We start from the raw sequence: 25,746 nt of genomic DNA, 5'->3' as shown, positions 1-25,746 counted from the left end.
AAAGCTCTGTATATAAGCTCTGTATATAAGCTCTGTATATAAGCTCTGTATATAAGCTCTGTATATAAGCTCGGCTTATCAGACAAGCACGCTCAGGCGTGCTTGTCGTCCCTCTATTACTTCTTCAGCATCGCCCTGATGTTGGCGATGTTGGCCTTGCCGGTCTCCTGACGCTGCTGCTCGCTCTGGGGCTGCTTGCGACTCTCCCAAATGAGGTCGTCCTGGGGTAACTCATCCAGAAAACGGCTCGGCTCACAGCGCATGGTCTCACCAAACTGGCGCCGCTCGCGGCACATGGTAAACCACAGTTCTCGCTGGGCGCGGGTCACGCCCACGTAGGCGAGGCGGCGCTCTTCTTCCACGTTGTCTTCATCTATGCTGCTCTGGTGCGGCAGTATCCGCTCTTCCATGCCAATCATAAACACGTAAGGGAACTCCAGCCCCTTGGAGGCGTGCAGCGTCATCAGCTGCACCTGATCGCCCGCTTCATCTTCACTGGAGCGCTCCATCATGTCCCGCAGCGTCAGGCGGCTGACCACCTCCGGCAGGGTCATGGGCTCGTCCAGGTCATCACCGTTAAGCATTTCCGTTACCCAGCGGTACAGCTCGGAGATGTTTTTCATACGCATCTCGGCGGCCTTGGCGCTGGGGCTGCTTTCATACAGGAAATCTTCGTAATTGATATTACGAATAAGCTGCTTGATGGCATCCACCCCTTCGCCGCGCTCGGCTACATCGCCGGTCTCGACGATAAAGCGGCCAAACTCTTCCAGAGCATTAAGGGCACTGCCACCCAGATGCAGCTCAATTTCCGGCTCAAAGATGGCCGCAAACATAGAGATATGCTTGCTGTTGGCGAAGTTACCCAGCTTTTCAAGCGTCGCCGGGCCTATGCCACGCTTGGGCAGGTTAACGATACGCAGAAACGCATTGTCATCGTCAGGATTCACCACCAGCCGCAGGTAGGCCATGATGTCTTTAATCTCGGCGCGGGAGAAAAACGAGGTGCCGCCGCTCAGTTTATACGGGATGCGGTTGGTCATCAGCGCCCGCTCCATCAATCGCGACTGATGGTTGCCTCGGTACAAAATGGCGTAATCGCCATAGCTGGTCTTGCCCACAAAGCGGTGGCGAACAATTTCGGCCACCACCCGCTCCGCTTCCTGCTCTTCATTGAGCGCCGTCAGCACCCGCATCGGCTCGCCGTAGGGCAGCTCAGAAAACAGCGACTTGTCGTACACGTGGGGGTTGTTGGCTATGAGGATGTTGGCCGCCCGCAGGATGCGCTGACTGGAGCGGTAATTCTGCTCGAGTTTAATCAGCTTAAGCTGGGGGAAGTCCTTACCAAGCAGCACCAGGTTTTGTGGCTTGGCGCCGCGCCAGGAGTAAATCGACTGGTCATCGTCGCCCACCACGGTAAAGCGCGCCCGCTCACCCACCAGCAGTTTTACCAGCTCGTACTGACTGCCGTTGGTGTCCTGATATTCGTCCACCAAAAGGTACTGAATACGCGCCTGCCAACGGCTGCGCACCTCGGCGTTGTGCTTCAGCAGTAAAGTCGGCAACAGAATCAGGTCGTCAAAATCCAGCGCATTGTAGGCCTTCATATGCTGGGCGTAGCGCTGATACAGAAGCGCAAACAGCTGCTCGCGCTCATCTTTGGCAATCTTGCGGGCATGGTCGGGAATAACCAGCGCACCCTTCCAGTTGGAAATGGCGCTTGCCAGCAGCTTCAGTAAGTCTTTGTCATCTTTAAGCTCGTTGACTGTGAGCTCTTTAAGCAGCGCCAGGGTGTCCTGATCGTCAAACAACGAAAAACCAGCCTTGAGGCCCACTGTTTTATGTTCGCGCTTGAGGATTTCAAGCCCCAGAGTGTGGAAGGTGGAAATCCACAGCCCCCGCGCCTCTTTGCGGCCCATCGACTGAGCCACCCGCTCTTTCATTTCCCGCGCCGCCTTGTTGGTAAAGGTCACCGCGGCAATATTGCGCGCCTGATAGCCGCACCTTTGCACCAGATAAGCAATTTTATTGATGATCACCCGCGTCTTGCCACTGCCCGCCCCGGCCAAAACCAGGCAGGGTCCGGAGACATAGTGAACGGCTTCATCTTGAGCGGGGTTGAGCTTCATCGGGGCAAACTTCTCTTGGGGAAAGGCAATACAGAAGCGGGATCATAGCAGATCCTTTTTACAAAGGGCGACCATAGCTGCGCTTGCCAAGTTTACGTTATCACTCTAGAATGAATGAACGTTCATTCATAAGCGATTAAAACCATGGATAACAAACGGGATCAAATCCTGCGGGCAGCGGAAAACATCATCGCCAACGAAGGCTTGCACAATCTGTCGATGCAAAAGCTCGCCAAGGATGCCGGCGTTGCCGCCGGTACCATCTACCGTTATTTCACCGACAAGGACGAGCTGATTGATGAATTACGCCGCGATGTGCTGACCCAGATTGCCGACTCGATTTTACAAGGCAGCGAGATTGGCAGCGTGGAGCAACGCTTTCGCTGCATTTGGTTCAACATCATCAGGCTGGGCGAAACCTGCACCATGGAGCGGCTCAACTTTGAGCAGTACACCCATCTGCCGGGTGCCAACAGCGAGGAACATCGTCAGTTTGAGCGGGCCACCTTTGCGCCGCTGCATGCCCTGTTCAATGAGGCCAAGGCCGAAGGGGTAATAGTCGACCTGAATGACGAACTGCTGTTTGCGCTGGCGCTGGAGCCTGCGGTTGGCCTTTGCCGCCGCATGCGCCGCACTGGCCTTAATTTTTCAATGGACGAGCTGGAAGTGGTCTGTGACCTCAGCTGGCACGCCATCAAACGTTGATTTTTAAACTTTAATTACCACCATCAAGCGGAGCCAAAAGGCAATGAAGAAGTGGATAGTGATCATGTTGATCATCGCGCTGGTGACTCTGGGGAGCGTCATCGGCTTTAACCTGTTTGTGAAGGCCAAGATTAAAGATGCCATCGCCAACATGCCGGAAGCGGAATTTCCGGTCACCGCCATGAAGCTGAGCCCACAAAGCTGGCAGCCGACCATAGACGCCATCGGCTTTGTTGAGCCTCATCAGGGCGTGACAGTAGCTAACGAAGCGGCGGGGGTTGTTACCCAAATCGCCTTTGAAAACGGTACCAAGGTAACCAAAGATCAGCTACTTATCGCGCTGGACACCAAGGTAGAAAAAGCCAATCTGCAGTCCAAGCTGGTGCAGTTGCCTGCTGCCGAAGCCGACTACAAGCGCCTGTCACGCCTCTATACGCAAAAGTCGGTTTCGAAACAGGATTTGGACAACGCCGAAGCCAAGTATCTGGCACTTAAATCGGATATCGACAGCCTGGAAGCCACCATTGGCCGCCGCGAAATCCGCGCGCCTTTCGATGGCCTGGTGGGTATTCGCAACATCAACCTCGGTGAATACCTGCAGGTGGGCAGCGACATAGTGCGTATCGAAGATATCAGCACCATGAAAATCCGTTTCACCATCCCGCAAACCCAGCTGCCACGCATCGCCGTGGGCCAGAAAATTCATGTGTTTGTGGATGCTTACCCCGACGAGCCCTTCGAAGGCGAAATTGCCGCCATTGAACCTGCGGTGTTTTACCAGAGCGGCCTCATTCAGGTGCAGGCGCGCATTCCGAACGACCACGCCAAGCTGCGAAGCGGCATGTTCGCCCGGGTAAATGTGCTGCTGCCTACCCTTGAAAACCAGTTTGTACTGCCGCAAACCGCCATCAACTTCACCCTCTATGGCAACTCTGTGTATCTGGTTGAAGAAAAAACCGAAAACGGTGAAACCCTGTCACGGGTGCATCAGCTTAACGTCAATGTGCTGGAGCGCAGCGGCAATGATGCGCTGGTGAGCGGCGCCATCAAGGCCGGTGACATGGTGGTGACCTCGGGTCAAATCCGCCTGTCGAACAACAGCAAGGTGAAGGTGGTGGAAGACAAGGCCCTGACCGAATCTGACGCCATGCCAAGGCTCTAAGGAGACATCCGGATGCGCTTTACCGATATTTTTATCAAGCGGCCGGTGCTGGCGATTTCGATAAGTTTCCTTATCCTGCTGTTGGGCCTTAATGCCCTGAAAAGCATGCAGGTGCGGGAATACCCCGAGATGACCAATACCGTGGTCAACGTGGCCACCAGCTACTATGGCGCCGACGCCAACCTTATTCAGGGCTTTATTACCCAGCCACTGGAACAGGCGCTGGCCCAGGCCGACAATGTGGATTTTATGACCTCCGAGAGCTTTCTCGGTAAGTCGAATATCAACGTCTACATGAAGCTCAACACCGACCCCAACGGCGCTTTGGCGGATATTCTCGCCAAGGTGAACTCGGTGCGTTCGCAATTGCCCAAAGAGTCTGAAGACCCGACCGTGACCATGTCCACCGGCTCGCAAACGTCAGTGCTCTATATCGCCTTTTCCAGCGACCAGATCAACTCCAGTCAGCTGACTGATTATCTGGAGCGGGTGGTCAAGCCGCAGCTCTTTACCATCAATGGCGTGGCCAAGGTGAACCTGTACGGCGGCATTCAGTACGCCATGAGAATATGGCTCGACCCGGCTCGCATGGGCGCCTTTAACTTAAGCGCCACCGAGGTCATGCAGGTACTGCAGGCCAACAACTTCCAGTCGGCCGTAGGTCAGGCCAATGGCGTTTACACCCTGTTTAACGGCACCGCCGATACTCAGGTGGCCACCATTGATGAACTCAAGCGCCTCGTTATCAAAAGCGGTGACGGCAAGGTGGTGCGCCTTGGCGACATCGCCGAAGTGTCGCTGGACAAGAGCCACGATGTGTACCGCGCTCTCGCCGATGGTCAGGAGGCCGTGGTGATTGGCCTGGACGTCACCCCCACCGCCAACCCGCTCACCGTGGCCGCCGATGCCCGTGCCCTGCTGCCGGAAATCGAGCGCAGCCTGCCGCCTTCCATCAAGGCGCGTATCCTGTACGATTCATCCCGCGCCATCGATGAATCCATCAATGAGGTTATCAAGACCATTGGTGAAGCGGCGATTATCGTGATTGTGGTGATCACCCTGTTTTTGGGCTCACTGCGGGCGGTGCTTATTCCGATTGTCACCATTCCGCTGTCGCTGATTGGTGTGGCCATCATCATGCAGACCTTCGGCTTCAGTTTGAACCTGATGACCCTGCTCGCCATGGTGCTGGCCATTGGTCTGGTGGTGGACGATGCCATCGTGGTGGTAGAGAACGTCGACCGGCATATCAAGCTCGGTGAAAGCCCGTTTCGCGCCGCCATCATAGGTACCCGCGAAATTGCGGTGCCGGTGATTTCCATGACCATCACCCTGGCGGCGGTGTACGCGCCAATTGCGCTGATGGGCGGGATCACAGGCTCGCTGTTTAAAGAGTTTGCCTTAACCCTCGCCGGCGCCGTGTTTATCTCCGGGATTGTGGCGCTGACACTGTCGCCTATGATGTGCTCGAAAATCCTTAAAGCCCACAGCGCACCGAGCAAGTTCGAGCATGCGGTGGAAGCCACCTTAACCCGTATGACCGACAGCTACGCCCGTATGCTGGCCGCCGTGATGCAAAAGCGTGCCGTGGTGGTTGCCTTTGCGGTTATCGTGTTTGCCTCGCTGCCGCTGCTGTTTAAATTCATCCCCGCCGAGCTTGCCCCCAAGGAAGACAAGGGCGTGGTGATGATGATGGGCACAGCGCCTTCTACCGCGAACCTTGATTACATCCAGAGCAATATGAAGCTGGTCACCGACATGATTAAGGCCCAGCCGCAGTCGGCCGCCTCACTGGCTTTCGTCGGTATTCCCAATGCCAATCAGGCATTTGGTATTGCGCCGCTGGTGCCCTGGAGCGAGCGTGACAAGAGCCAGAAGGAAATGCAGAAGTTCTTTGCCGGTGAAGTCAAACAGATCCCCGGCATGGCGGTGACTACCTTCGAGATGCCGGAACTGCCAGGCGCCTCGGGCGGCTTGCCGATCCAGTTTGTCATCACCACCGCCAGCAGCTTCGAGAGCCTGTTCCAGATTGGTACCCAGGTGCTCGAAAAAGTGCAAAAGAGTCCGTACTTCATCTACTCAGAGATGAACCTCAAGTTCGACTCTGCCAGCATGCGCATTCATATCAAGCGCGATCTGGCGGGCACCTATGGGGTGACCATGCAGGACATAGGCATGACGCTATCGACCATGATGAGCGACGGCTATGTTAACCGCATCAATCTGGATGGCCGCTCTTACGAGGTGATCCCGCAGGTGGAGCGTAAACTGCGCGCCAACCCTGAATCGCTGGCGAACTACTACGTTAAGGCCGCTGACGGTAAGTCGATTCCGCTCTCCAGTCTGGTGGAAATCGAGATGGTGGCGCAGCCGCGCTCACTGCCACACTTTAACCAGATGAACTCACTGACCGTGGGCGGCGTTGCCACCCCGGGCGTGGCCATTGGCGATGCGATAAACTTCCTGAAAAACATCGGCGATAACGAGCTGCCCAAGGGCTACAACTACGACTTCCTTGGCGAAGCACGTCAGTTTGTGACCGAAGGCTCGGCGCTGTACAGCACCTTCCTGCTGGCCATTGCCATCATCTTTTTGGTGTTGGCGAGTCAGTTCGAGAGTCTTAAAGATCCGATTGTGATCCTGGTGTCTGTGCCGCTCGCCATCTGTGGCGCGCTTATCGCGCTGGGCTGGACCCATGTGTTCGGCTTATCGTCGATGAACATCTACACTCAGGTCGGTTTGATTACTTTGGTGGGCCTTATCACCAAGCACGGTATCCTGATGTGTGAAGTGGCCAAGGAAGAGCAGCTGCACCGGGGTATAAACCGCATCGAGGCCATCAGCCTGGCGGCCAAAATCCGTTTGCGCCCCATCCTGATGACCACCGCGGCCATGATTGCGGGTCTTATTCCGCTGCTGTTTGCCTCCGGCGCCGGCGCCGTGGCCCGCTTCAACATTGGTCTGGTGATTGTGGCAGGTCTTGCCATAGGTACTGTGTTCACCCTGTTTGTACTGCCGGTGATTTACAGCTTCCTTGGCGAAAAGCACAAGCCGCTGCCCGAGTTTGAAGAGGCGCAGGCCTGATTGCTTTAAGCTCCAAAGCCAAAAGCCCCGGGTCTGAGCGCACACCTCAGGCCAGCGGCTTCGGCCTTAACGTTAACATCTGGCTTTGGGCAAAGCTCTGGCTTGGAGTTAAGCTCAGACTTGGGGTTAGCTGCAGCCTCGGGTACAATCCTGCCAAGTTCATCATGGCCATGACATTCAGGGCTGAATCACTCCAAGGCGGAACACCCTATGCTGAATCCGAAAAAAATCGAAGAGCTGGCCAAGCAGCTCAGTGACAACCTGCCATCCGGTCTGAAGCAATTTGCCGGGGAAGTGGAAGAGCGCAGCAAGCAGGTACTGCAAAGCCAACTGATGAAGCTGGATCTGGTATCCCGCGAAGAATTTGAAGTGCAGCAACACGTATTGCTGCGCACCCGCGAAAAGCTCGAGGCCCTGCAGGCCAAAGTTGAAGAGCTGGAAAAAAAGCTCGGTAACTGAAAGGTGCTTTAACAGAAAAAAGCCGGCATTGCCGGCTTTTTTCTTATGTATCAAACAGTAAACATCTGGCGCGCATGGCGCTAAATTCGGCGGCTAGCGCCGCTAAACCTGCGCTTCTTCGCTGGCAGCAACCGCCCCACATTCACCCGCCAGCAAGATAAAGGTGTCGTTAATAAGACGGATAAAATCGCCAAAGCCCTCCGCCACCAGCGTATCAAATTCCGCGATCGGTAACGGGCTGTAACGGCGGGCACCACGAATAGCCACCAGCGCCGCATCAAAATGCTGCCACTCCACCCCGTTGCCACCATAGTGACCGTGGGTTGCAACCCAGTACCAGGACGGCAGGGCTTCGCCAAACAGCGACACCCTTTTATGCTCATTGAGCCACGCCTTGAAATCCTTACCCCAACTGCTGTGCAAAAACACTTCGTCTATCAGGGCATATTCCCTGTCGGCCCTGAGTTCACTCGCCAGATGATACCCAAGCGCATACACGAGACGGCGCGCGTTACCCACCTCCCCCTGATAGTCACGGATAAATGACTCAAGCAGCGGCTGATACGTGCCGGGCAACTGCGCCAGCTCCCGGCGCCGATAGCGGCTGAGGCCGGCAAATTGTGCGGCGGCTTCTACCGTCGCCTGCGCCAGGGTTCTGTGGGTTAACCCACGCTGTCCGGCATCACCAAATTCATCTATGGTCGCGCTGAACACCTGCTGCGCAACCAGCATGTCTTTGTCGGCGATATCGGGATACTCATCCTGGTCGATAAAGGTGCCACGACTTAAACCAATCGCGCTGGCAAGCCTCGCGACCAGCGGCCCGGCAAAGCCATTGATGGCCGCATAACGGCTGAAAAACACATAGGTTGCATCTGGCGACAACAAGGCGTTGTAACAGGCCTTCATGCACTGGGCATCGGCGCTGGCAAAATCAAATTGTTCGGCAAGGGCTGCGGCTATAAGCCTGGGTTCCTGTTGTTCGATAATAAGCTGCATACGGCATCCTCCCTGATCTACCCGCTAAGACAGACTGCGCCGCCACAGAGGGCGGCGGCCTTGATAAAGCCTAGCTCAGCCTAAGGTAACTGCCCATGTCGCAGAAAAGAATGTTTGATGTGCATTGGGGTTGGCGGCGTAGCTGCTTGGCAACTGCAATCCGGCTGACCAAGCGGTGACTTAAGCAACAGTTACGTTCGAGCAAGCCCGCCAAGGTAAATGTCGGGCTTGGGGTGATTTTTGGCTGGCATAGCAGCGTGCTTGCCGTTAGGCTGGGCGGCTATGTTACTTTGCCGTTTTTAACTCTCGTTTTTAACTCTCGTTTTTAAATCTCGTTGTTAATTCTCGCTTTTAATTTTTAGCAGCGAGTGGCAGTTTTGAGTGAATGGAGTCTACATGCATCGCCAAGGAGTAACCCTGACAAAACCGGGCCGCTTTCTGAGTCTCGCCGCGCTGTGGCTCACTATGTTGCTGCCGCCTGCGCTGCTGCAGTTTACCGATATCAATCTTTTCCCGTTAATCGCGCTCGATGGCACCGCTGCCAGCTTCTTTTATGGCATTACGTTCAGCGGCACTGCGCCCTGGGGCGCAATTACAGCGGCCGCCGTGGTTGCTTACGGCTTTGTCAGCTTGTCGCGCATTCAGGCTACCCGACTCCTGCTCGCGGCCGCGCTGGCGTTGGGTGCGGGCCTGCTGCTGAACGAAACGCTGAAATCCCGCTTTGATGCCCCACGGCCCAATGCCGAGTACCTTGCTAAGGCAGGCCTTTTGGATCTTGAGCAGTTTTACCGGCAGGCCAAAGCGGGACGACAGGCGATGATGAGCGGATTAATGCAAGCCCCGCCACCCGTCATCCCCAAAATGTCGGCCGCCATCAACGGCCACTGGCAGCAAGAGGTAGGCTATTCGTTTCCATCCGGACACACCCTGTTTGCTGTGGTGCTGAGCCTCACGGCGTGCTGGTATTTTTTAGCGTCCGGCCACTGGCTGCTGGTCTTTATGCTGACCGTCTGGGCGCTGGCGATGGGATTTTCGCGGATGTTGCTTGGCATGCATTACAGCGAGGATGTGCTGGTGGCAACCCTGATAGCCCTGCCGCTGAGCCTCGCAGGCATAGGTACTGCTTCGCTGTTAAAGGCCGCCAACAAGTAGAGGAAAAGCAACGCGTCAGCCGAGAAAAAGCAGAACCTCACTCCAGAAACTTCTGTTGCAACGCCTGATATTTGCCGCTTGCTTTAAGCTTGCCAAGCCCCGCGTTAAAGGCATCGCGCACTATGGAGTTTCTGAACATCACCAGGTAGGGGCTTAGCGCAAACAGCTGATGAAATTCAAGTTCTTTGCTGGTGTCTACCTCATCACCCACCAAAGCATTGTTGGCCAGAAACACATATTTGTCGGCAACGGCGACATCGGCCCGGCCAAGGTAGAGCAATTTGTTTTGAGTGTACTGCGGCTCAATCTCGCGGTAGTTGGGCCGCCGACTCAGGGTTTGAATGTCGCCGCCAAGCAATAAAGAGGCATTTTCGAAGGCCACCACATTGTAATTGGCTAAATCCATCACCTGCTGCAAATGCAGCTGCCGGCTCTTCAGGCTGATGGCGACATTGAAATAATTGATATAGATATCTGAAGGATAGCCCGACAAGCCAAAGCTGGGGCTGATGGTCATTACCCCGTCGAGGCGACCCTTTTCATAAAACAGGATTTGCCGCTTGCGGGAGTAAAATTTGAAGCGCACCTCCATGCCCATTTCAGCAAAGGCGGCGCGGATGACTTCAAGCTCAAAGCCCGATTCGGCGTCTTCAATGATATAAGGCGGACGGTTGAAGGCGGCGCCTATGGTTACGGTTGCCGCCCCGGATGGCAAGGCCAGCAACATCAGCAAAAGCAGAGCTAAGCGCATAAAACCCCTTCGAATTGTCACTGTCATAACTATAGACACTGACAATCGAAGAGACCAACTTATGGCTTACTTCCGCGCTCAGTAATTTACTCAGCGCAGCACTTCATCCAGCGCCTGCAGACACAGGGCCACATTCTCGGCGCGGGCGCCGTAGCCCATCAGGCCGATGCGCCAGGCTTTACCGGCCAAATCACCCAGTCCGGCGCCAATCTCGAGGTTATAGTGCGTCAGCAGAGTCGAGCGCACCGCGCCATCATCCACTCCCGCAGGAATATACACAGCGTTAAGCTGCGGTAAGCGATAAGCCTCATCTACCACAAACTTAAGCCCCAACTTTTCAAGCCCGGCCCTGAGTTGCAAGTGCATGTTTTTATGGCGCGCCCAAGCGTTTTCCAAGCCTTCTTCGGCAAGCAGGCGCAGCGACTCGTGCAGTGCATAGAGGGCATTCACAGGTGCCGTGTGATGATAAGCGCGCTTGCCACCACCACTCCAGTAGGCCATCACCAGCGTCTGATCCAAAAACCAGCTCTGCACCGGCGTTTTGCGGCTTTTTATCTTCTCCACCGCCCTTGGCGAGAAGGACACAGGCGACAAGCCCGGCACGCAGGACAAACACTTCTGGCTACCCGAATAGATGGCGTCTATGCCCCAGTCATCGACTCTGAGCTCAACGCCGCCCAGAGACGTCACCGCATCCACAATAGACAGGCAGCCGTGCTCACGCGCCAGGGCGCACAGGGTCTTGGCATCCGACAGTGCGCCTGTGCTGGTTTCAGCGTGCACAAAGGCGAGGAAACTCGCGTCCGGATGCTGCTTCAGCACTCCTTCCACCACAGCAGGGTCTACCGGTGCGCCCCAGGGGAAATCCACCACCACGGCCACACCGCCACAGCGCTCCACGTTCTGGCGCATCCGCTCACCAAACACACCGTTGCGGCACACCACCACCTTTTCGCCCGGCTCCACCAGGTTCACAAAACAGGTTTCCATGCCGGCGCTGCCCGGCGCCGACACCGCCAGCGTCACCTCATTTTGAGTTTGAAATGTGTATTGCAGCAGCGCTTTCAGCTCATCCATCATGGCCACAAATAGCGGGTCGAGGTGGCCAACTGTCGGACGGGCCTGGGCGAGCAGCACGGCAGGATACACATCCGAAGGGCCCGGGCCCATCAGCACTCGGCGCGGTGGCATAAAGGGAGCAATCTTGGGGGCGGCTTGCATGGAGACTCCTTGTTGGTTTTGTCGGGTTTGCAACTTGTCGCGGCGCAGCCGCGCTGAGGTCTGAGTTATCTCGTTATCTTCTGATTTCGAGCAATTACCCTAGCATAATTCCCTTACTAAAACGCCCCTGCCTTGGTCTAAGGCAGGGGCGTTATTTCTCTTACTTGGTACCCAAAAACAACTGGTAAGCCGGGCTGTGGGTTTCTTCCTGCCACACAAAGCCAAGCTCGGTGAGGAAGCGGCCAAAAGCTTCGCTGTCGGCTTCGGGCACCTCGAACCCCGCCAGCACCCGCCCAAAGGCGGCGCCGTGGTTGCGGTAGTGAAACAGGCTGATGTTCCAGCGGCTGCCCAGGGTGGTTAAAAACTTCAAAAGTGCGCCGGGATACTCGGGGAACTCAAAGCTGAACAGCCGCTCATTGATGGGTTCAGGCGGATGACCGCCCACCATATAGCGCACATGCAGCTTGGCGGTTTCATCGTTCGATAAATCCTGCACCTCAAAGCCGCCCGAAGTCAGGGCCGCAATGATTTCCGCCAGTTCCTGCTGGCCACGGCTCAGGCGAATGCCGGCAAACACCACAGCACGGTCACGGCTGGAGAAACGGTAGTTGAACTCTGTCATGGCGCGCTTGCCCAAAAGCTCGCAAAACTTAAGGAAGCTGCCGGGTACTTCGGGCACCTTTACCGCCAGCACAGCTTCTTTTTGCTCACCAAGCTCGCAGCGCTCAGACACGTATCTGAGGCTATGGAAGTTCACATTGGCGCCACTCAAGATAGCTGCCACCTTGCGCGGTTGATTGTCGACCAACTGCAGCGCGGCGCCGCTGTGGGAGAGATACTTTTTAAGCCCCGCCAGCGACAGTGCGCCAGCAGGCTCGGCGATGGCGCGGGTATCCTCGAAGATATCCTTTACCGCAGCGCAGATTTCATCTGAGCTAACGGTCACCACTTCATCCACATAGAGCTTGGCGATACGAAACGGCTCGGTGCCGATGCGCTTGACCGCCACGCCGTCGGCAAAGAGGCCCACTTGAGACAGTGTCACCGGCTCACCCGCCGCCATAGCCGCCTTCAAGCAAGCGGCATCTTCGGGCTCGACCCCGATGATCTTCACCGACGGGCGCACCGCCTTGTAGTAAGCGGCGATACCGGCCACCAGACCGCCGCCGCCCACAGGCACAAACACCAGCTCCAGATCCCGCTGCTGCTGCAACATTTCCTGCGCCACTGTGCCCTGCCCGGCGATCACCGCCTCATCATCGAAGGGCGCTATGTACACCCGGCCCTCGGTTTGCGCCAGATGCTGGGCATGGGCGTTGGCCTGATCGAATGACTCGCCGTGCAAGAGTACATTGCCGCCACGGCGGCGCACCGCATCAATTTTAATGTCCGGCGTGGTAGTCGGCATCACAATAACGGCATCGATGCCACGGCTTGAAGCCGAGAGCGCCACGCCCTGGGCATGGTTGCCCGCCGAAGCGCAGACCACGCCGCGGGCACACTCGGCATCCGACAGCTGCGAAATGCGGTTGTAGGCACCGCGAAGCTTGAAAGAATGCACCGGCTGCATGTCTTCGCGCTTTAAATAAATCTCCTGTCCGAGGCGCGCCGACAGCTTGCCCATGTGAGACAGGGGCGTCACCTTGGCCACGTCATACACGGACGATAGCAGGATTTTTTGCAGATAATAATGAGCAAGATCCACGGGCTTCACCTCTGATTTATTCGATTCACTACTACCTGCAAAATCCAGCATTTCAGCCCTCCAGTTTGGACTTGTCGCGCACCGCGCCCATATCGGCACTGGTGGCGAGCATGGCGTAGGCCTTGAGCGCCAGCGACACAGGGCGAACACGAGACAGCGGCTTCCAGGCCAGCGGCCCTTTGGCGTTCATGGCTTCGCGGCGGCTTTCAAGCTCGGCGTCACTCACGAGCAGCTTGATGCTGCGCGACGGAATATTGATATCGATACGATCGCCATTTTCAATCAGGGCTATGGTGCCGCCGGAGGCCGCCTCGGGCGACACGTGACCGATGGACAGCCCCGAGGTACCGCCTGAGAAGCGGCCATCGGTGATAAGGGCGCACTGGGTACCCAGGCCACGTGACTTTAAGTAACTGGTTGGATACAGCATTTCCTGCATGCCGGGGCCGCCTTTGGGGCCTTCGTAACGGATCACCACCACGTCACCTGCCACCACTTCGCCGCCAAGGATGCCGGCAACGGCATCTTCCTGGCTCTCGTATACCCGCGCGACACCGCTGAACACCAGGTTAGAGTCGTCCACCCCGGCGGTTTTCACTATGCAGCCGTTTTCGGCGAGATTGCCCGACAATACCGCAAGGCCGCCTTCCTGACTGAAAGCAAACTCACGGCTGCGGATACAGCCTTCGCGGCGATCATCATCCAGGGTATCCCAGCGGCAGGACTGGCTGAAGGCGCGGGTCGTCGGAATGCCCGCAGGACCTGCACGGAAAAACTCATGCACTTTTTGATCTTTGGTCAGCACCACGTCGAAACGCTCAAGCACAGATTTCAAGGTGCCATCTTCCGAAGCTACGTGGTTTACGTCTGTGTGCAGCAGCCCGGCGCGGTCGAGTTCACCCAGAATCGCCATCACGCCACCGGCGCGGTGCACATCTTCCATATGGTATTTGGGCGTGGACGGCGCCACCTTGCACAGGTGCGGCACCTTGCGGCTGATGCGGTCGATATCGGCCATGGTGAAATCCACCTCGGCCTCCTGGGCCGCCGCCAGCAGGTGCAGCACGGTATTGGACGAGCCGCCCATGGCCACATCCAGCGCCATGGCGTTTTCAAAGGCCTTGAACGAGGCAATGGCGCGGGGCAGCACGGAGGCGTCATCGTCGCCATAGTAGCGCTTGGCAAGCTTCATCACCCGGCGACCGGCTTCGAGGAAGAGCTCACGGCGATCTGCATGAGTCGCCAGCATCGAGCCGTTGCCCGGCAGCGACAGCCCTAACGCTTCGGTGAGGCAGTTCATGGAGTTGGCGGTAAACATGCCGGAGCAGCTGCCGCAGGTCGGGCAGGCGCTGCGCTCGATTTTCTCGCTGTCGGCATCGCTGATGCGGCTGTCGGCGGCTGCCACCATGGCGTCCACCAAATCAAGCTTAATGAGCTTGTCAGACAGCTTGGTTTTACCCGCTTCCATCGGCCCGCCTGAAACAAACACCACAGGAATGTTGAGGCGCAGCGCCGCCATCAGCATGCCGGGGGTGATTTTGTCACAGTTACTGATACACACCAGCGCATCGGCGCAGTGGGCATTGACCATGTACTCCACACTGTCGGCAATCAGCTCGCGGGATGGCAGCGAATACAGCATGCCGCCGTGGCCCATGGCGATACCATCATCCACGGCGATGGTGTTGAATTCTTTGGCGATACCGCCCGCCTCTTCGATGGCCGAGGCCACCAGAGAGCCCATGTCTTTAAGGTGCACGTGGCCGGGCACAAACTGGGTGAAGGAGTTAGCAATGGCGATGATAGGCTTGCCGAAGTCGGTATCTTTCACGCCGGTGGCACGCCACAGGGCGCGGGCTCCCGCCATATTGCGGCCTTCGGTACTGGTGGCGGAACGTAATTTAGCCATTGTAACTTCCTATGATTTTTAAAATTTTTGTTGGAAACAGAATACAGTTTGCAGCATCAGGCGCTGGCTGACTGTGACATGGGCTGCGGCAGTACATGGCAGCCGGTCACATCCACCAGCTTGGTGAGCTGGTTACTGAGTAACTCAATTGCCCGCTCGCTCGAGACCGACAGCGACAGTGACACACTGCCCTCACCCAGACGCATATTCATGTGGGTCAGGGTAAAGCCACGGTGGCGCACAACGCGCAGCACACGCTCAACCACTTCGGGACGCTGGGCCATGGTGACTTCCAGATTATGGTTCATGTGCTTCTCTCCATTTCTTCCATCATATCGCTGTTGGAGGCTCCCGGCGGTACCAGAGGCCAGACGTTAAAGGCATCATCAATTGCCACATGCAGCAGGAATGGCCCGTTGCAGGTGAGCATTTCATTCAGGGCTTCTTCCACTTCTTCGGCGGCAAAAATGGTGCGGCCGGGAATGTCGAAGGCAGAAGCCAGGGTGACAAAGTCCGGGTTGTCGGACAGATTGGTCTCGCTGTAGCGCTCTTCAAAAAACAGCTGTTGCCACTGCTTCACCATGCCAAGACGCTGATTGTCGATAAGCAGGATTTTCACCGGCAGCTTACGACGCTTGATGGTGGTAAGCTCCTGCACGTTCATCATGAACGAACCATCGCCGGACACAGCTACCACTGTGGCATCGGGGCGCGCCATCTGGGCGCCGATGGCCGCTGGCAGGCCAAAACCCATGGTGCCAAGGCCAGCGCTGGATAAATGATCTTCGGGGCGACGGAAATGCATATGCTGGGCAACCCACATCTGGTGCTGACCCACATCGCAGCTCACCACGCTGTCTTCCGGCAGTTTGTTTGCCAAACGGCGCAGCATGGCCGGCGCGTAGATAAGGCTGCCCGGGTGGTTATAGTCCCAGCGATGGGCCTTTTCGAGCGCATCGACCTCGGCGCACCACAACGCGATGTCTAGCGGCATTTCAAGCCGCGGCAGCACGGCGCGAAGCTCGGCGGCGATGGCCACATCGGGGCGGCGCAGCTTGCCAAGCTCGGCGGCATCTATGTCCAGATGCAGCACCTTGGCATTGGGGGCAAATGAGGCCAGACGGCCGGTGACGCGGTCATCAAAACGGGCACCCACCACCATGAGCAAATCACATTCCTGCACCGCAAGGTTGGCGGCCTTACCGCCGTGCATGCCGAGCATACCAAGGTATCCCGGGGTACCATGGGCTATGGTGCCAAGTCCCTTGAGGGTAGCGACCGATGGCATGCGGGTCGCCTCGATAAAACGGCGCAGCTGCGAAGTGGCTCCGGCCATCCCCACACCGCCGCCCACATACAGCATCGGCTTTTTGGCAGCGGCAAGCAGGGCGCGGGCGGCGTCGATATCGGCATCACGGACTTCGGGCTCGTCGGCAACGGCTATCAGCGGGGCGCGGTATTCAAGCTGGGCTATCTGCACGTCTTTGGGGATATCCACCAGCACAGGGCCGGGACGACCGGAGGCGGCAAGCTCAAAGGCGCGGTACAGGGTGGGCACCAACTCTTCCACACTTTGCACCATAAAGCTGTGCTTGGTGCAGGACAGGCTCATGCCGAGCACATCGATTTCCTGAAAGGCGTCGGTGCCGATAACCGAGGTGGACACCTGACCTGTGATGGCAACCACAGGCACTGAATCCAGCAGCGCATCGGCAAGGGCGGTGATGAGGTTGGTGGCACCGGGGCCAGAGGTGGCGAAACACACGCCGGTCTTGCCGCTGGCGCGGGCATAGCCCACGGCAGCGAAGCCGGCACCCTGCTCGTGGCGGCACAGGGTGTGCTCGACTTCACTGCCGTAAAGCGCGTCGTAGATGGGCATGATGGCGCCGCCCGGATAGCCAAATACCGTGGTCACCCCGTGGGCGGCCAATACCTTGATGACTGCGTCTGCGCCTCTCATCATCTGTCCTTCCATCAAATTCTTTGCCATGCCCGTCTGCCGTAAGATTTTTATAAGCCCTGAAACGAGAAACCCCCCGGTCCTTGAGGAGCGGGGGGTTTCTGCAACTTCTTTCCTGGTATTAGGTCTGTCAGTTTGCCAAGCGCCGCCCCCGCTGTGACTTAATAATCACTACGGTAATAATCACGAGAAGGAGCTTGGCAGCCAGGTTAAACACGTTCGACAGAGTCCTTAAAATATTGCGTAATCGTTTCTGATTGTCGCCTTTTTCAGCGAGCTTTAAGAATTAGCACAAAGCTTGCGGGCTTTACAACAGAAAATTTGCATTCCAAAAAAGATTCAGCATCCCTGCCGAGACAATGCAAACAACAACAGAAACAGTATCGAGCTTGGCCACAAGCTCAGGTCTTTCGACCAGCGTCAGTTGTGACCACTCAACACAACTGTTGTCATATCAACCAGATTAATGGATTGATATTATTGCATTTGTTGCTGCCGGACTGCTGGCTCCCTGAGCAGCCCGGCCATGCCCATTGTTACTGGGCAGCGCTGATGCGCTTCATGTCTTTCATGTAACCGCGCAGCTCTTCGCCGATAAACTCAACGGCGGTAGAACGGATAGCGCGGTTAACTTCGATAAGACGCTGATTATCAACGCCATTACCATTGTCTTTCAGGCCAGCGCCGAGGAATTCCGCCGGCATGGCTTTTACGTAGTCACGCAGCAGCGGTACCGCAGCGTGGTTGAACAGATAGCAGCCGTACTCGGCGGTATCGGAAATCACCACGTTCATCTCGTACAAACGCTTGCGGGCGATGGTGTTGGCGATGAGCGGTGTTTCGTGCAGCGACTCGTAATAGGCTGATTCTTCGATGATACCGGCCGCAACCATGGTATCGAACGCCAGCTCTACACCGGCCTTAATCATGGCCACCAGGAAGATGCCCTTGTCGAAGTAGGCCTGCTCGTCGATATGCTCGTCGCTGTGCGGCGCATTCTCAAACGCGGTCTCGTTGGTTTCGGCGCGCCAGCGCAGCAGGTTGGCATCGTCGTTGGCCCAGTCGGCCATCATGGTGCGGGAGAATTCACCGCTGATGATGTCGTCCATGTGCTTTTCAAACAATGGCGCCAGAATGCCTTTCAATTCTTCAGCCATATCAAAGGCTTTGATCTTGGCTGGGTTAGACAGGCGGTCCATCATGTTGGTTATACCACCGTGCTTGAGCGCTTCGGTGATGGTCTCCAGCCCCTGCTGGATAAGCTTGGCGGCATAGCCAGGCTCAACACCGTCGGCCACCATTTTCTCGTAACCAAGGATGGCAGAGGTTTGCAGCATGCCACACAGGATGGTTTGCTCGCCCATCAGATCCGATTTCACTTCGGCGATGAATGACGAGTGCAGCACGCCGGCACGGTCGCCGCCGGTGGCACTGGCGTAAGCCTTGGCAATCTCGAGGCCGTCACCGCGTGGATCGTTCTCCGGGTGAACCGCAATCAGGGTAGGAACACCAAAACCACGCTTGTATTCTTCACGCACTTCGGTGCCCGGGCACTTGGGCGCCACCATCACAACCGTGATATCTGGGCGAACCTGCATGCCTTCTTCCACTATGTTGAAACCGTGAGAATAGGCCAGAGTCGCACCCTGTTTCATCAGCGGCATCACAGTGTTAACTACGTTGGAGTGCTGTTTGTCCGGGGTCAGGTTCAGTACCAGATCGGCAGTTGGGATCAGCTCTTCAAAGGTGCCAACCTTAAAGCCGTTATCGGTGGCTTTTTTCCAGGAAGCACGCTTTTCGGCAATCGCTTCGGCGCGCAGGGCATAGGAGATATTCAGACCGGAGTCGCGCATGTTCAGGCCCTGGTTCAGACCCTGGGCACCACAGCCGAGGATAACGATATTCCAGCCCTTGATGTAGTCACAGCCCTTGGCGAACTCGCTGCGGTCCATAAAACGGCACTGGCTCAACTGCGCCAGCTGCTGACGTAAATTCAATGAGTTAAAGTAGTTAGCCATAGTGAATACCACTTATCCTTCGTTAATTGGGTTCAAACAATCAGCATGCCTGCGAAAGGGCTCGTCGATTGTGATTGAAATCACTATAGCGGAGGGTTAGCATTGCTCAAAATGATATATACGAAATCTAACATTTCACTTTTAGCAACGTGAAACCAGCCTAATCCGGACGTCGAGGTCAGTGTGGATATCAGAGAAATCAAGTTGTTCCTGAGCCTGTGTGACACCCTGCAGTTTGCCCGCACCGCCGAGCAGATGCATGTCAGCCCCTCAACCTTAAGCCGCGCCATGCAGCGACTGGAAGAAGACGCCGGCACCCGGCTGTTTGAGCGCGATAACCGCAGCGTCAGCCTCACGCCGGCCGGGGTGGAATTTCGTCAGTTTGCCCAGGACACAGTCAACGGCTGGGAGCAGCTCAGAAGCCGCATCGACCCCAATCAACTGCAGCTCAAGGGCCGCCTGAATCTCTACTGCTCGGTCACGGCAGCCTACAGCCACCTGCCCAAGATGCTGGATAAATTCCGCCGCGAGCATCCGTTGGTCGAAATCGTGCTCAGCACCGGCGATGCCGCCCACGCGGTCAGCGAAGTGCAGCAAAACCGCGCCGACATCGCCATTGCGGCGCTGCCGGAATCCTTTCCGGAAAACCTGCATTTTGCGCCGATTGAAACCATTCCACTGACCCTGATAGCGCCCCAGGTACATTGCCGCGCCAAGGAGCTATTGGCAGAAGCCAGCATCCAGTGGGACAGATTACCCTTTATTTTACAAGAGCATGGCCCAGGGAGGCGTCGCGCCGATGCCTGGTTTCGCGCCATGGGCATTAATCCGAATATTTACGCCAAGGTGTCGGGCCACGAGGCGATTGTCTCCATGGTGGCGCTCGGCTGCGGGGTGAGCATCACTCCGGAAGTGGTGATCCAGCACAGCCCGGTGCGCGACCGGATTGCGCTTATTCCAAGCCCCGTGCCGATAGCGCCGTTTGAGCTTGGCTGCTGCTGCAAAGGTAAACGGCTGGATGACCCGCTGATTGCCGCCTTTCTCGACTGTATCGACCAATAAGCTTTGAAGAAATAAAGCTTTTTACAAATAAGAAAGCCGCGAGCCATTAATAGCTTCGCGGCTTTTTCGCTTGAGTCCGGACATCCGGCGCAGCTTAGTTTTGCGCCTGGCTTTTTACCCTACTTTTCGCCCTACTTTTCGCCTTACTTTTCGCCCGGCTTTGCACTTTGGCCTGGCTTTGAGCTGGGATTAGCTCAGCGGCGGCTGCTCGACCCGGGTTACCAGCAACTGATCAACCTTGTAGGAGTCGATATCAACCACTTCAAACTTGTAACCGGCATAGACCACAAAGTCCGTGCGGCGCGGTATTTTTCTTAGCATAAACATAATGAAACCGGCGATGGTCTCGTAGTTTTGGCTCTGGGGAAAACTGTCGATGCCAAAGGCGCGCATGACGTCGGTGATAGGCGTCACGCCGTCCACCAGCCAGGAGGAGGCATCGCGGGCGACGATTTGCTCCTCGCCTTCGGCCAGCACCCAGGAGCCCATCACGGCGCTTTGCAGATCTTTGAAGGTCACGACCCCAATCACCAGGGCGTACTCGTTCATCACCACTGCAAAATCCACCCGGTTGTTGCGGAAATAATCCAGCGCCTCAGAAAGGCTCAGGGTGTCGGGGATAATAGGACAGCTGCGCACCAACGAATTATCTTTCAGATTCAAGGGCTGACCGCTGATTAATCGAATAAGCACATCGGTGGAATTCACATAACCCTTGATGGAATCCAGCAGACCATCACACACCAGAAACTGATTGTGCGGGTCCTGGGTAATTTTGCGCTTGATGTCATCTTCGGTGTCGTTCTGGCGGAAAAACACCAGACTTTCGCGGGCAGTCATGGCCGACGTCACCGGCACGCTCTGCATCTCGAACACGTTTTCCATCATCTGCTGCTCGCCCTTGTCGAGCACGCCGGCCTCGGCGCCCGCGTCCATCACCGCATAAATATCATCTTCGGTGATGGCATCGTTACGTTCGGTGGGGATACGCAGCATGCGAAACAGACCGTTGGCCAGTGCGTTGAAGAGCCAAACCAAGGGGCGCAGCACGGTAATACACAGGGTGATTGCGCCGACCAAACGCATGGCGACCCGCTCGGGCATGGCCATCGCAATGCGCTTTGGCATCAAATCAGCGAGCAGAATAAACAGGCTGGTTACCAGCAAAAATGATAATAAAAAGCTGACTTTACTGAGCCAGTGATCGGGCACAACGCCTTGCAGCAGCGCCATGATGTGCGGGGTAAAGGCCGATTCACCGACAATACCGCCCATGATGGCGACCGCGTTGAGGCCAATTTGCACCACGGTGAAAAAGTTGCCGGGATGGGCCTGCAGCTCCAATACCTTGGCGGCGCGCTCATTGCCTTCGTCGGCCAGTTGGCGCAGGCGGATTTTACGGGCGGCTGCCAGCGCAATTTCCGACATGGAAAAAAAGCAGCTGACACTTATCAGCAGCAAGATAACAAAAATATTCTCTATAAAACCCATGTTCTCGTCCGTTGTGGATCAGCGCGGCTGCGCCTATCGCTTGCTATACTCAGTACGTCGGCCACAGCCGATGGGGGAGCGATGTTCAAATCATTATATCTTTTGGCATTTTTCAACTTTGTGACGCTTCTCGCGCCGCCATGCGACGCGGCAGAGGGCAAGCTCACCTTCTGTGTCGAGGAAACCGAGTTTCCGCCATTCAACTATTTTGTCCGTCAGGGCAATGCCAAAACCACTGAACTTGCCGGTTACGATATCGATGTGCTCAAACGGGTATTTGAGGTGGGATCCTATGAGGTGGTGTCCCTTCCATGGCGGCGATGTCTTGTATCCCTGACTACCGGAGCCGTGGATGGTGCCCTGAGCGCATCCATGAACGAGCAGCGGCAGCGGGATTATATCTCATCTGAGCCTTATTATTATCTGACACCCGGCTATTTTTTTCTCGCTTCGACGAAAGACGCACCAACCGAGGTTGCCTCAGCAGAAGAATTACGCAGCGCTGGCACGGTTTGCGGCCTTGGCGATCACAACTACAGCCACTTCGGTCTGGCAAGCGGCACAGACGTGGTGCGCACAGCAAGCTACAAGCAGCTTTCTGAAGTGCTGAGTGCCGGGCGCTGCCGCTTTTACCTCGACCGACTGGAGCTGCTGCCGGCCAAATTGGCTCTGATGCCCAATCAGCCGTTTCCGCCGCTTGGCAAAGGCCCCATCATCGGCGCGCCCAGCGAACCCTTTTACCTGCTGATTTCGCCCCAAAGCCCGAAGCGGGAATGGCTTAAGCGCCATTTTGATGAGCAAATCAATAAGCTCAGAAACCAGGGCGAACTGGCGCGGATACTCGAAATAAACCAGGAAAAACTGCAGCAACCCCAGCCCTGAGCGGGTATTCCGGCCTGAAATCAGCAAGGGACATCAGCAGCGAACATTTGCAAAGGACATCAGCAAAGGGTTTTGCAATCAGTCTGCCTGACGGACAGTCAGCACCGACAAAGAACCATTGACCACCGCAGTGTTGCGGCCTTGCTCTTTGGCCAGATACAGGCTCGCATCGGCCTTGCCCATGGCATCACGAACGCTGCTGCAATGTTCAAGAGAAACCGCGCCTATGCTGAGGGAAACATGGCCAAGGTGCGAGCCCTGATGAGGAATGGCCAGTATCCGCACCGCATCGAGTAAATCCCGGCACAGCAAGGTCAGCGCCTCTGCATCCATGCCCGGGATCACCACCGCAAATTCTTCACCGCCGATCCGCGCCGGCAGGGCATTTTTCGGCAGTGTCTCTTTTAACAATTGCGCCAGCCGCTTAAGCACATCGTCGCCGGCAAGATGGCCATAGCTGTCGTTGTAACGCTTGAAAAAGTCCACATCTATCATCAGCAGCGCGCCGGTGCGGAAAATCTCCGCCGACAGGCGCTCGACAAAGGGGCGGCGGTTACTGAGGCCAGTCAGCGCATCAGTCACCGCTTCTTCAGCGAGTTTTACGTTGACCCGCATCAGCTCCTGCTGCAGTTCAAGCATCCGCTGCTCACGCCGCTCCCGCAGCCACAGCTCGTTCAGCGCCGCGGCAAACTGAGTCAGAATGGCCGACTTTTCGGGGCTCCAGCAAAGCGGCGCCGTCAGATTGCTGACCGCAAGCACCCCGAGTAAGGTATCCCCGTCCGTGATGGCAAAACCGGCCACCGAGGTGATACCAACCTGCTTAAGATAACGGTATTCCAACGGATCGCTGTCGCAGATTTGCTCAACATCCTCAATCACCACGGTACGGGTCTGGCCAAATTTGTGGTGCAATGCCGGCAGGTTATCGATAAGCAGGTCTCTGGCGGGCATGGCGTCAGGCTCCGGCGACCAGAAGCCGCGATAGGACACCCGCCCATCGCCAAACTCCATCACGGCAACCCGCTCTACGGCGAGCATCTGGCCGAGGTTTTCGGTAAAAAAGCCAAGCTCAGCGGCCGAGTCGGTTGCCGAGGCCTTTAAAAAGCGCAGACTGACTTCGGCAAGCAGCTGATTTGCCTGCGCCATCCATTTAAGCATGTCATCCTGACGCTCCACCGTGTGGCTGAGAGCCCGGCCACGCAGCGCCAGTTTACGTTGCTGCTGGCGGATAAGAGCCCAATCGCCGCGAATACGGCGATACATGGCCTCGAGGGCTGACGCCACCTGGCCGATTTCATCATTTTTCCGGTCAAGCTGAAGCGCCGGCACCGCCCGTGCCCCTTCCGATAAACCCACCGCATCGGCAAAGCTGGATAGTGCCAGTAACCGCTTCATGATCAAATGCTTGAGCAAATAGAGGATGACAAATGCCATCGCGAGCGTCTTGAGTGCATTGCCAAGCAGCAGGGGCACCATTTGATGCCACAGGGTGGAATAAATCTCGCTGCGGTCAAGCGCAATGGTGAGGGTGGCAATGCGCTCGCCTTCGTAGTTAACCGCCAGCACCACAGGCTCGGCCACCGCGTCGGCGCTACGCCGCGATTCGCCCCCACGCTGAGCTTCGCTGCCGGGCTGGGCTTGGCTGCCGAGTTGGGCTTCGCCGCCAAGCTTAATGTAAACCCCATCGCGGCTTGCCAGTTCGACACTGCCGACGTTGGGCATCTGCTCCATGCCAGAGAGCAAATCCTGCTGCAGCGAGCGGTCAACATCCCACAGCGCCTGAGCCAGCGTTGGCAGGATAAGCTCGCTGTAGCCATGGATTTCATTGCGGGCATTGCCGACGGCGCCAAGATAATTCCACAGCAGCTGAATGAGCATGGTCAGCAGCGCAAACAGGGAACTGGCCATGATAATCATCACGGTCACCTTGCTGCTGATGGAGGTAAATCTGCTGCTCAAGGCCTCACCTGCACCCGGTGACAGGCCCGTCGCACAGCACCATCTGCGACTCGTCGCCGTCCATTGGCGCAATTAAGGTCATGTTGAGTAAAAAGTCCCAGTCACGCCGCTCGAGCGCGCTGAAAAACTCACTGTCGGGATTCAGCATCCAAAACAGTGGGTAACGGCTGTCGGGGTAGTGGCCGCTGACGTTGTGCTGCCTTAGATTGGCAAGCGCCACTCCGGCCGCCAGACAATGGCCGCCACCAAGCACATTGATTTCGCCACTGCGCCTTGCGGCAAGTACTTCCGGTGAGGTGTTGATGGTGGCGATGCGCACGTCCCTGCCGGGCTCACGCCCCGATTCTCGGATAGCACGAATGGCGCCAAACGCCATTAAGTCATTGGCAGTCCAGACGGCATCGAGTTTGGGATAACGGCTCAGCAGAATTTGTGTTTGTTGATACGCCTTGGCTTCCTGCCACTGTCCATAGACAGTTTGTTCGGTACTGATTTCAGCCATGGATTGCAAAGCCGCCAGCGCGCCCTCGGTGCGCTGTACCGATGCCGGTGTGGACTTGTCACCGGAAATAAGCACCACCTGCGCCGGCTTATCTTTTCCGAGCCCCGCCATCAGGGCGCGGGCGGTTTGATAGCCTATGCTGCGATTATCCGGCACCACAGGCGGCAACAGGTATTTGCTCCAATGGGGATCGCGCAGCAGTGCGCCGCGCTCCAGCGGCTTAAGATCGTTCAGCAAAAACTGCACATAAACCGGCTTTTGGTAAAAAGCCTCCAGCATGCGGGCGCCGGACTGCTTTTCATTGACCAAAATCACGTACTTGGGGAGAGTGGTTGACGCGGCAGCCTCGGTAGCCTGACGGATCATTTCAAAGTGATTGCGGTTGGAGTGAAGGGTTTTGACGTCAAAATCATACTTGGCCGCGGCCACCGTCAGCAAGCTATCCACATCGTGCCAAAAGCTTTCATCGCTGGTGCCCGGATTCAGAAATAACACATCAGTTTTGGCATGCGTCAGGGACGACAGCAGCATCAATCCCCAAAAAAACGTCATCCTCATGAATACACCCTACTTACCCGACGGCTACGGCTCCCTGC

General features: G+C 56.6%; 19 protein-coding genes. 7 read left to right on the top strand and 12 right to left on the bottom strand.

All coding sequences use genetic code 11. From position 1 onward, the window contains the following. Positions 1 to 116: 116 nt before the first annotated feature. Positions 117 to 2,129 carry a DNA helicase Rep gene (gene rep, locus KJI95_RS12965; protein ID WP_214507621.1) on the bottom strand — a complete coding sequence of 671 codons (2,013 nt, stop codon included), beginning with the start codon at positions 2,127 to 2,129 and terminating at the stop codon, positions 117 to 119. Positions 2,130 to 2,273: 144 nt separating this feature from the next. Between rep and KJI95_RS12960 the strand changes: the two genes are divergently transcribed. The 4 genes from KJI95_RS12960 to ubiK all read left to right on the top strand — a co-directional run bounded on the left by KJI95_RS12960 (position 2,274) and on the right by ubiK (position 7,539). Next, positions 2,274 to 2,834: a TetR/AcrR family transcriptional regulator gene (locus KJI95_RS12960; protein WP_214507620.1), complete on the top strand. Its 561-nt coding sequence runs from the start codon at positions 2,274 to 2,276 to the stop codon at positions 2,832 to 2,834. 43 nt (positions 2,835 to 2,877) lie between these two features. Beyond that, a complete protein-coding gene (locus tag KJI95_RS12955) occupies positions 2,878 to 3,996 on the top strand; it encodes an efflux RND transporter periplasmic adaptor subunit (protein ID WP_214507619.1) in 1,119 nt (372 codons plus the stop codon). Between the two features lie 12 nt (positions 3,997 to 4,008). Further along, positions 4,009 to 7,080: a multidrug efflux RND transporter permease subunit gene (locus tag KJI95_RS12950; protein ID WP_214507618.1), complete on the top strand. Its 3,072-nt coding sequence runs from the start codon at positions 4,009 to 4,011 to the stop codon at positions 7,078 to 7,080. Positions 7,081 to 7,290: 210 nt separating this feature from the next. Further along, a complete protein-coding gene (gene ubiK / locus KJI95_RS12945; protein WP_214507617.1) occupies positions 7,291 to 7,539 on the top strand; it encodes a ubiquinone biosynthesis accessory factor UbiK in 249 nt (82 codons plus the stop codon). A 102-nt stretch (positions 7,540 to 7,641) separates the two neighbouring features. Here ubiK and KJI95_RS12940 read toward each other — a convergent pair whose 3' ends face one another. Continuing rightward, positions 7,642 to 8,538 carry a hypothetical protein gene (locus tag KJI95_RS12940; RefSeq protein ID WP_214507616.1) on the bottom strand — a complete coding sequence of 299 codons (897 nt, stop codon included), beginning with the start codon at positions 8,536 to 8,538 and terminating at the stop codon, positions 7,642 to 7,644. A gap of 396 nt (positions 8,539 to 8,934) precedes the next feature. Here KJI95_RS12940 and KJI95_RS12935 point away from each other — a divergent pair, with 396 nt between their 5' ends. Beyond that, positions 8,935 to 9,690, top strand: a complete 756-nt coding sequence (locus KJI95_RS12935; protein ID WP_214507615.1) for a phosphatase PAP2 family protein — start codon at positions 8,935 to 8,937, stop codon at positions 9,688 to 9,690. A 37-nt stretch (positions 9,691 to 9,727) separates the two neighbouring features. On the opposite strand, the gene KJI95_RS12930 is transcribed toward KJI95_RS12935, so the two are convergent. From KJI95_RS12930 to ilvC, 7 genes are all read right to left on the bottom strand, one after another. Then, on the bottom strand, positions 9,728 to 10,441 hold the full coding sequence (locus tag KJI95_RS12930; RefSeq protein WP_214507614.1) for a substrate-binding periplasmic protein: 714 nt from the start codon (positions 10,439 to 10,441) through the stop codon (positions 9,728 to 9,730). A gap of 90 nt (positions 10,442 to 10,531) precedes the next feature. Next, positions 10,532 to 11,662: a pyridoxal-phosphate-dependent aminotransferase family protein gene (locus tag KJI95_RS12925; RefSeq protein WP_214507613.1), complete on the bottom strand. Its 1,131-nt coding sequence runs from the start codon at positions 11,660 to 11,662 to the stop codon at positions 10,532 to 10,534. 160 nt (positions 11,663 to 11,822) lie between these two features. After that, positions 11,823 to 13,418 (bottom strand): threonine ammonia-lyase, biosynthetic, encoded by a 1,596-nt coding sequence (gene ilvA / locus KJI95_RS12920; protein WP_214507612.1) that lies wholly within the window; start codon positions 13,416 to 13,418, stop codon positions 11,823 to 11,825. 1 nt (position 13,419) lies between these two features. Further along, the gene (gene ilvD / locus KJI95_RS12915; RefSeq protein WP_214507611.1) at positions 13,420 to 15,276 is read right to left on the bottom strand and encodes a dihydroxy-acid dehydratase; all 1,857 of its coding nucleotides are present in this window, start codon (positions 15,274 to 15,276) and stop codon (positions 13,420 to 13,422) included. Positions 15,277 to 15,332: 56 nt separating this feature from the next. After that, positions 15,333 to 15,584 carry an acetolactate synthase 2 small subunit gene (gene ilvM / locus KJI95_RS12910; protein WP_214507610.1) on the bottom strand — a complete coding sequence of 84 codons (252 nt, stop codon included), beginning with the start codon at positions 15,582 to 15,584 and terminating at the stop codon, positions 15,333 to 15,335. Further along, positions 15,581 to 17,254 carry an acetolactate synthase 2 catalytic subunit gene (gene ilvG / locus KJI95_RS12905; RefSeq protein WP_214507650.1) on the bottom strand — a complete coding sequence of 558 codons (1,674 nt, stop codon included), beginning with the start codon at positions 17,252 to 17,254 and terminating at the stop codon, positions 15,581 to 15,583. Before ilvG ends, ilvM begins: the two co-directional genes overlap by 4 nt. 518 nt (positions 17,255 to 17,772) lie before the next feature. After that, entirely contained in the window at positions 17,773 to 19,254 is a 1,482-nt protein-coding gene (gene ilvC / locus KJI95_RS12900) for a ketol-acid reductoisomerase (RefSeq protein WP_214507609.1), read from the bottom strand. A gap of 183 nt (positions 19,255 to 19,437) precedes the next feature. Between ilvC and ilvY the strand changes: the two genes are divergently transcribed. Continuing rightward, positions 19,438 to 20,316: an HTH-type transcriptional activator IlvY gene (ilvY, locus tag KJI95_RS12895; protein WP_214507608.1), complete on the top strand. Its 879-nt coding sequence runs from the start codon at positions 19,438 to 19,440 to the stop codon at positions 20,314 to 20,316. A 189-nt stretch (positions 20,317 to 20,505) separates the two neighbouring features. Here ilvY and paeA read toward each other — a convergent pair whose 3' ends face one another. Next, a complete protein-coding gene (paeA, locus tag KJI95_RS12890) occupies positions 20,506 to 21,807 on the bottom strand; it encodes a polyamine export protein PaeA (protein ID WP_214507607.1) in 1,302 nt (433 codons plus the stop codon). 81 nt (positions 21,808 to 21,888) lie between these two features. Here paeA and KJI95_RS12885 point away from each other — a divergent pair, with 81 nt between their 5' ends. Beyond that, complete coding sequence (locus tag KJI95_RS12885) at positions 21,889 to 22,689, top strand: substrate-binding periplasmic protein (RefSeq protein ID WP_214507606.1); 801 nt, start codon at positions 21,889 to 21,891, stop codon at positions 22,687 to 22,689. Between the two features lie 78 nt (positions 22,690 to 22,767). Here KJI95_RS12885 and KJI95_RS12880 read toward each other — a convergent pair whose 3' ends face one another. Together KJI95_RS12880 and KJI95_RS12875 are read right to left on the bottom strand one after the other, a co-directional pair. After that, positions 22,768 to 24,648: a GGDEF domain-containing protein gene (locus KJI95_RS12880; RefSeq protein WP_214507605.1), complete on the bottom strand. Its 1,881-nt coding sequence runs from the start codon at positions 24,646 to 24,648 to the stop codon at positions 22,768 to 22,770. A gap of 4 nt (positions 24,649 to 24,652) precedes the next feature. After that, positions 24,653 to 25,702: an ABC transporter substrate-binding protein gene (locus KJI95_RS12875; protein ID WP_250885804.1), complete on the bottom strand. Its 1,050-nt coding sequence runs from the start codon at positions 25,700 to 25,702 to the stop codon at positions 24,653 to 24,655. Positions 25,703 to 25,746: the final 44 nt, after the last annotated feature.

Source organism: Shewanella jiangmenensis (genome assembly GCF_018596335.1).
In the GTDB taxonomy this organism is placed as follows: domain Bacteria; phylum Pseudomonadota; class Gammaproteobacteria; order Enterobacterales; family Shewanellaceae; genus Shewanella; species Shewanella jiangmenensis.
Note: the sequence above shows the minus strand (reverse complement) of the source record. Positions and strands in the feature narration are given on the sequence as shown.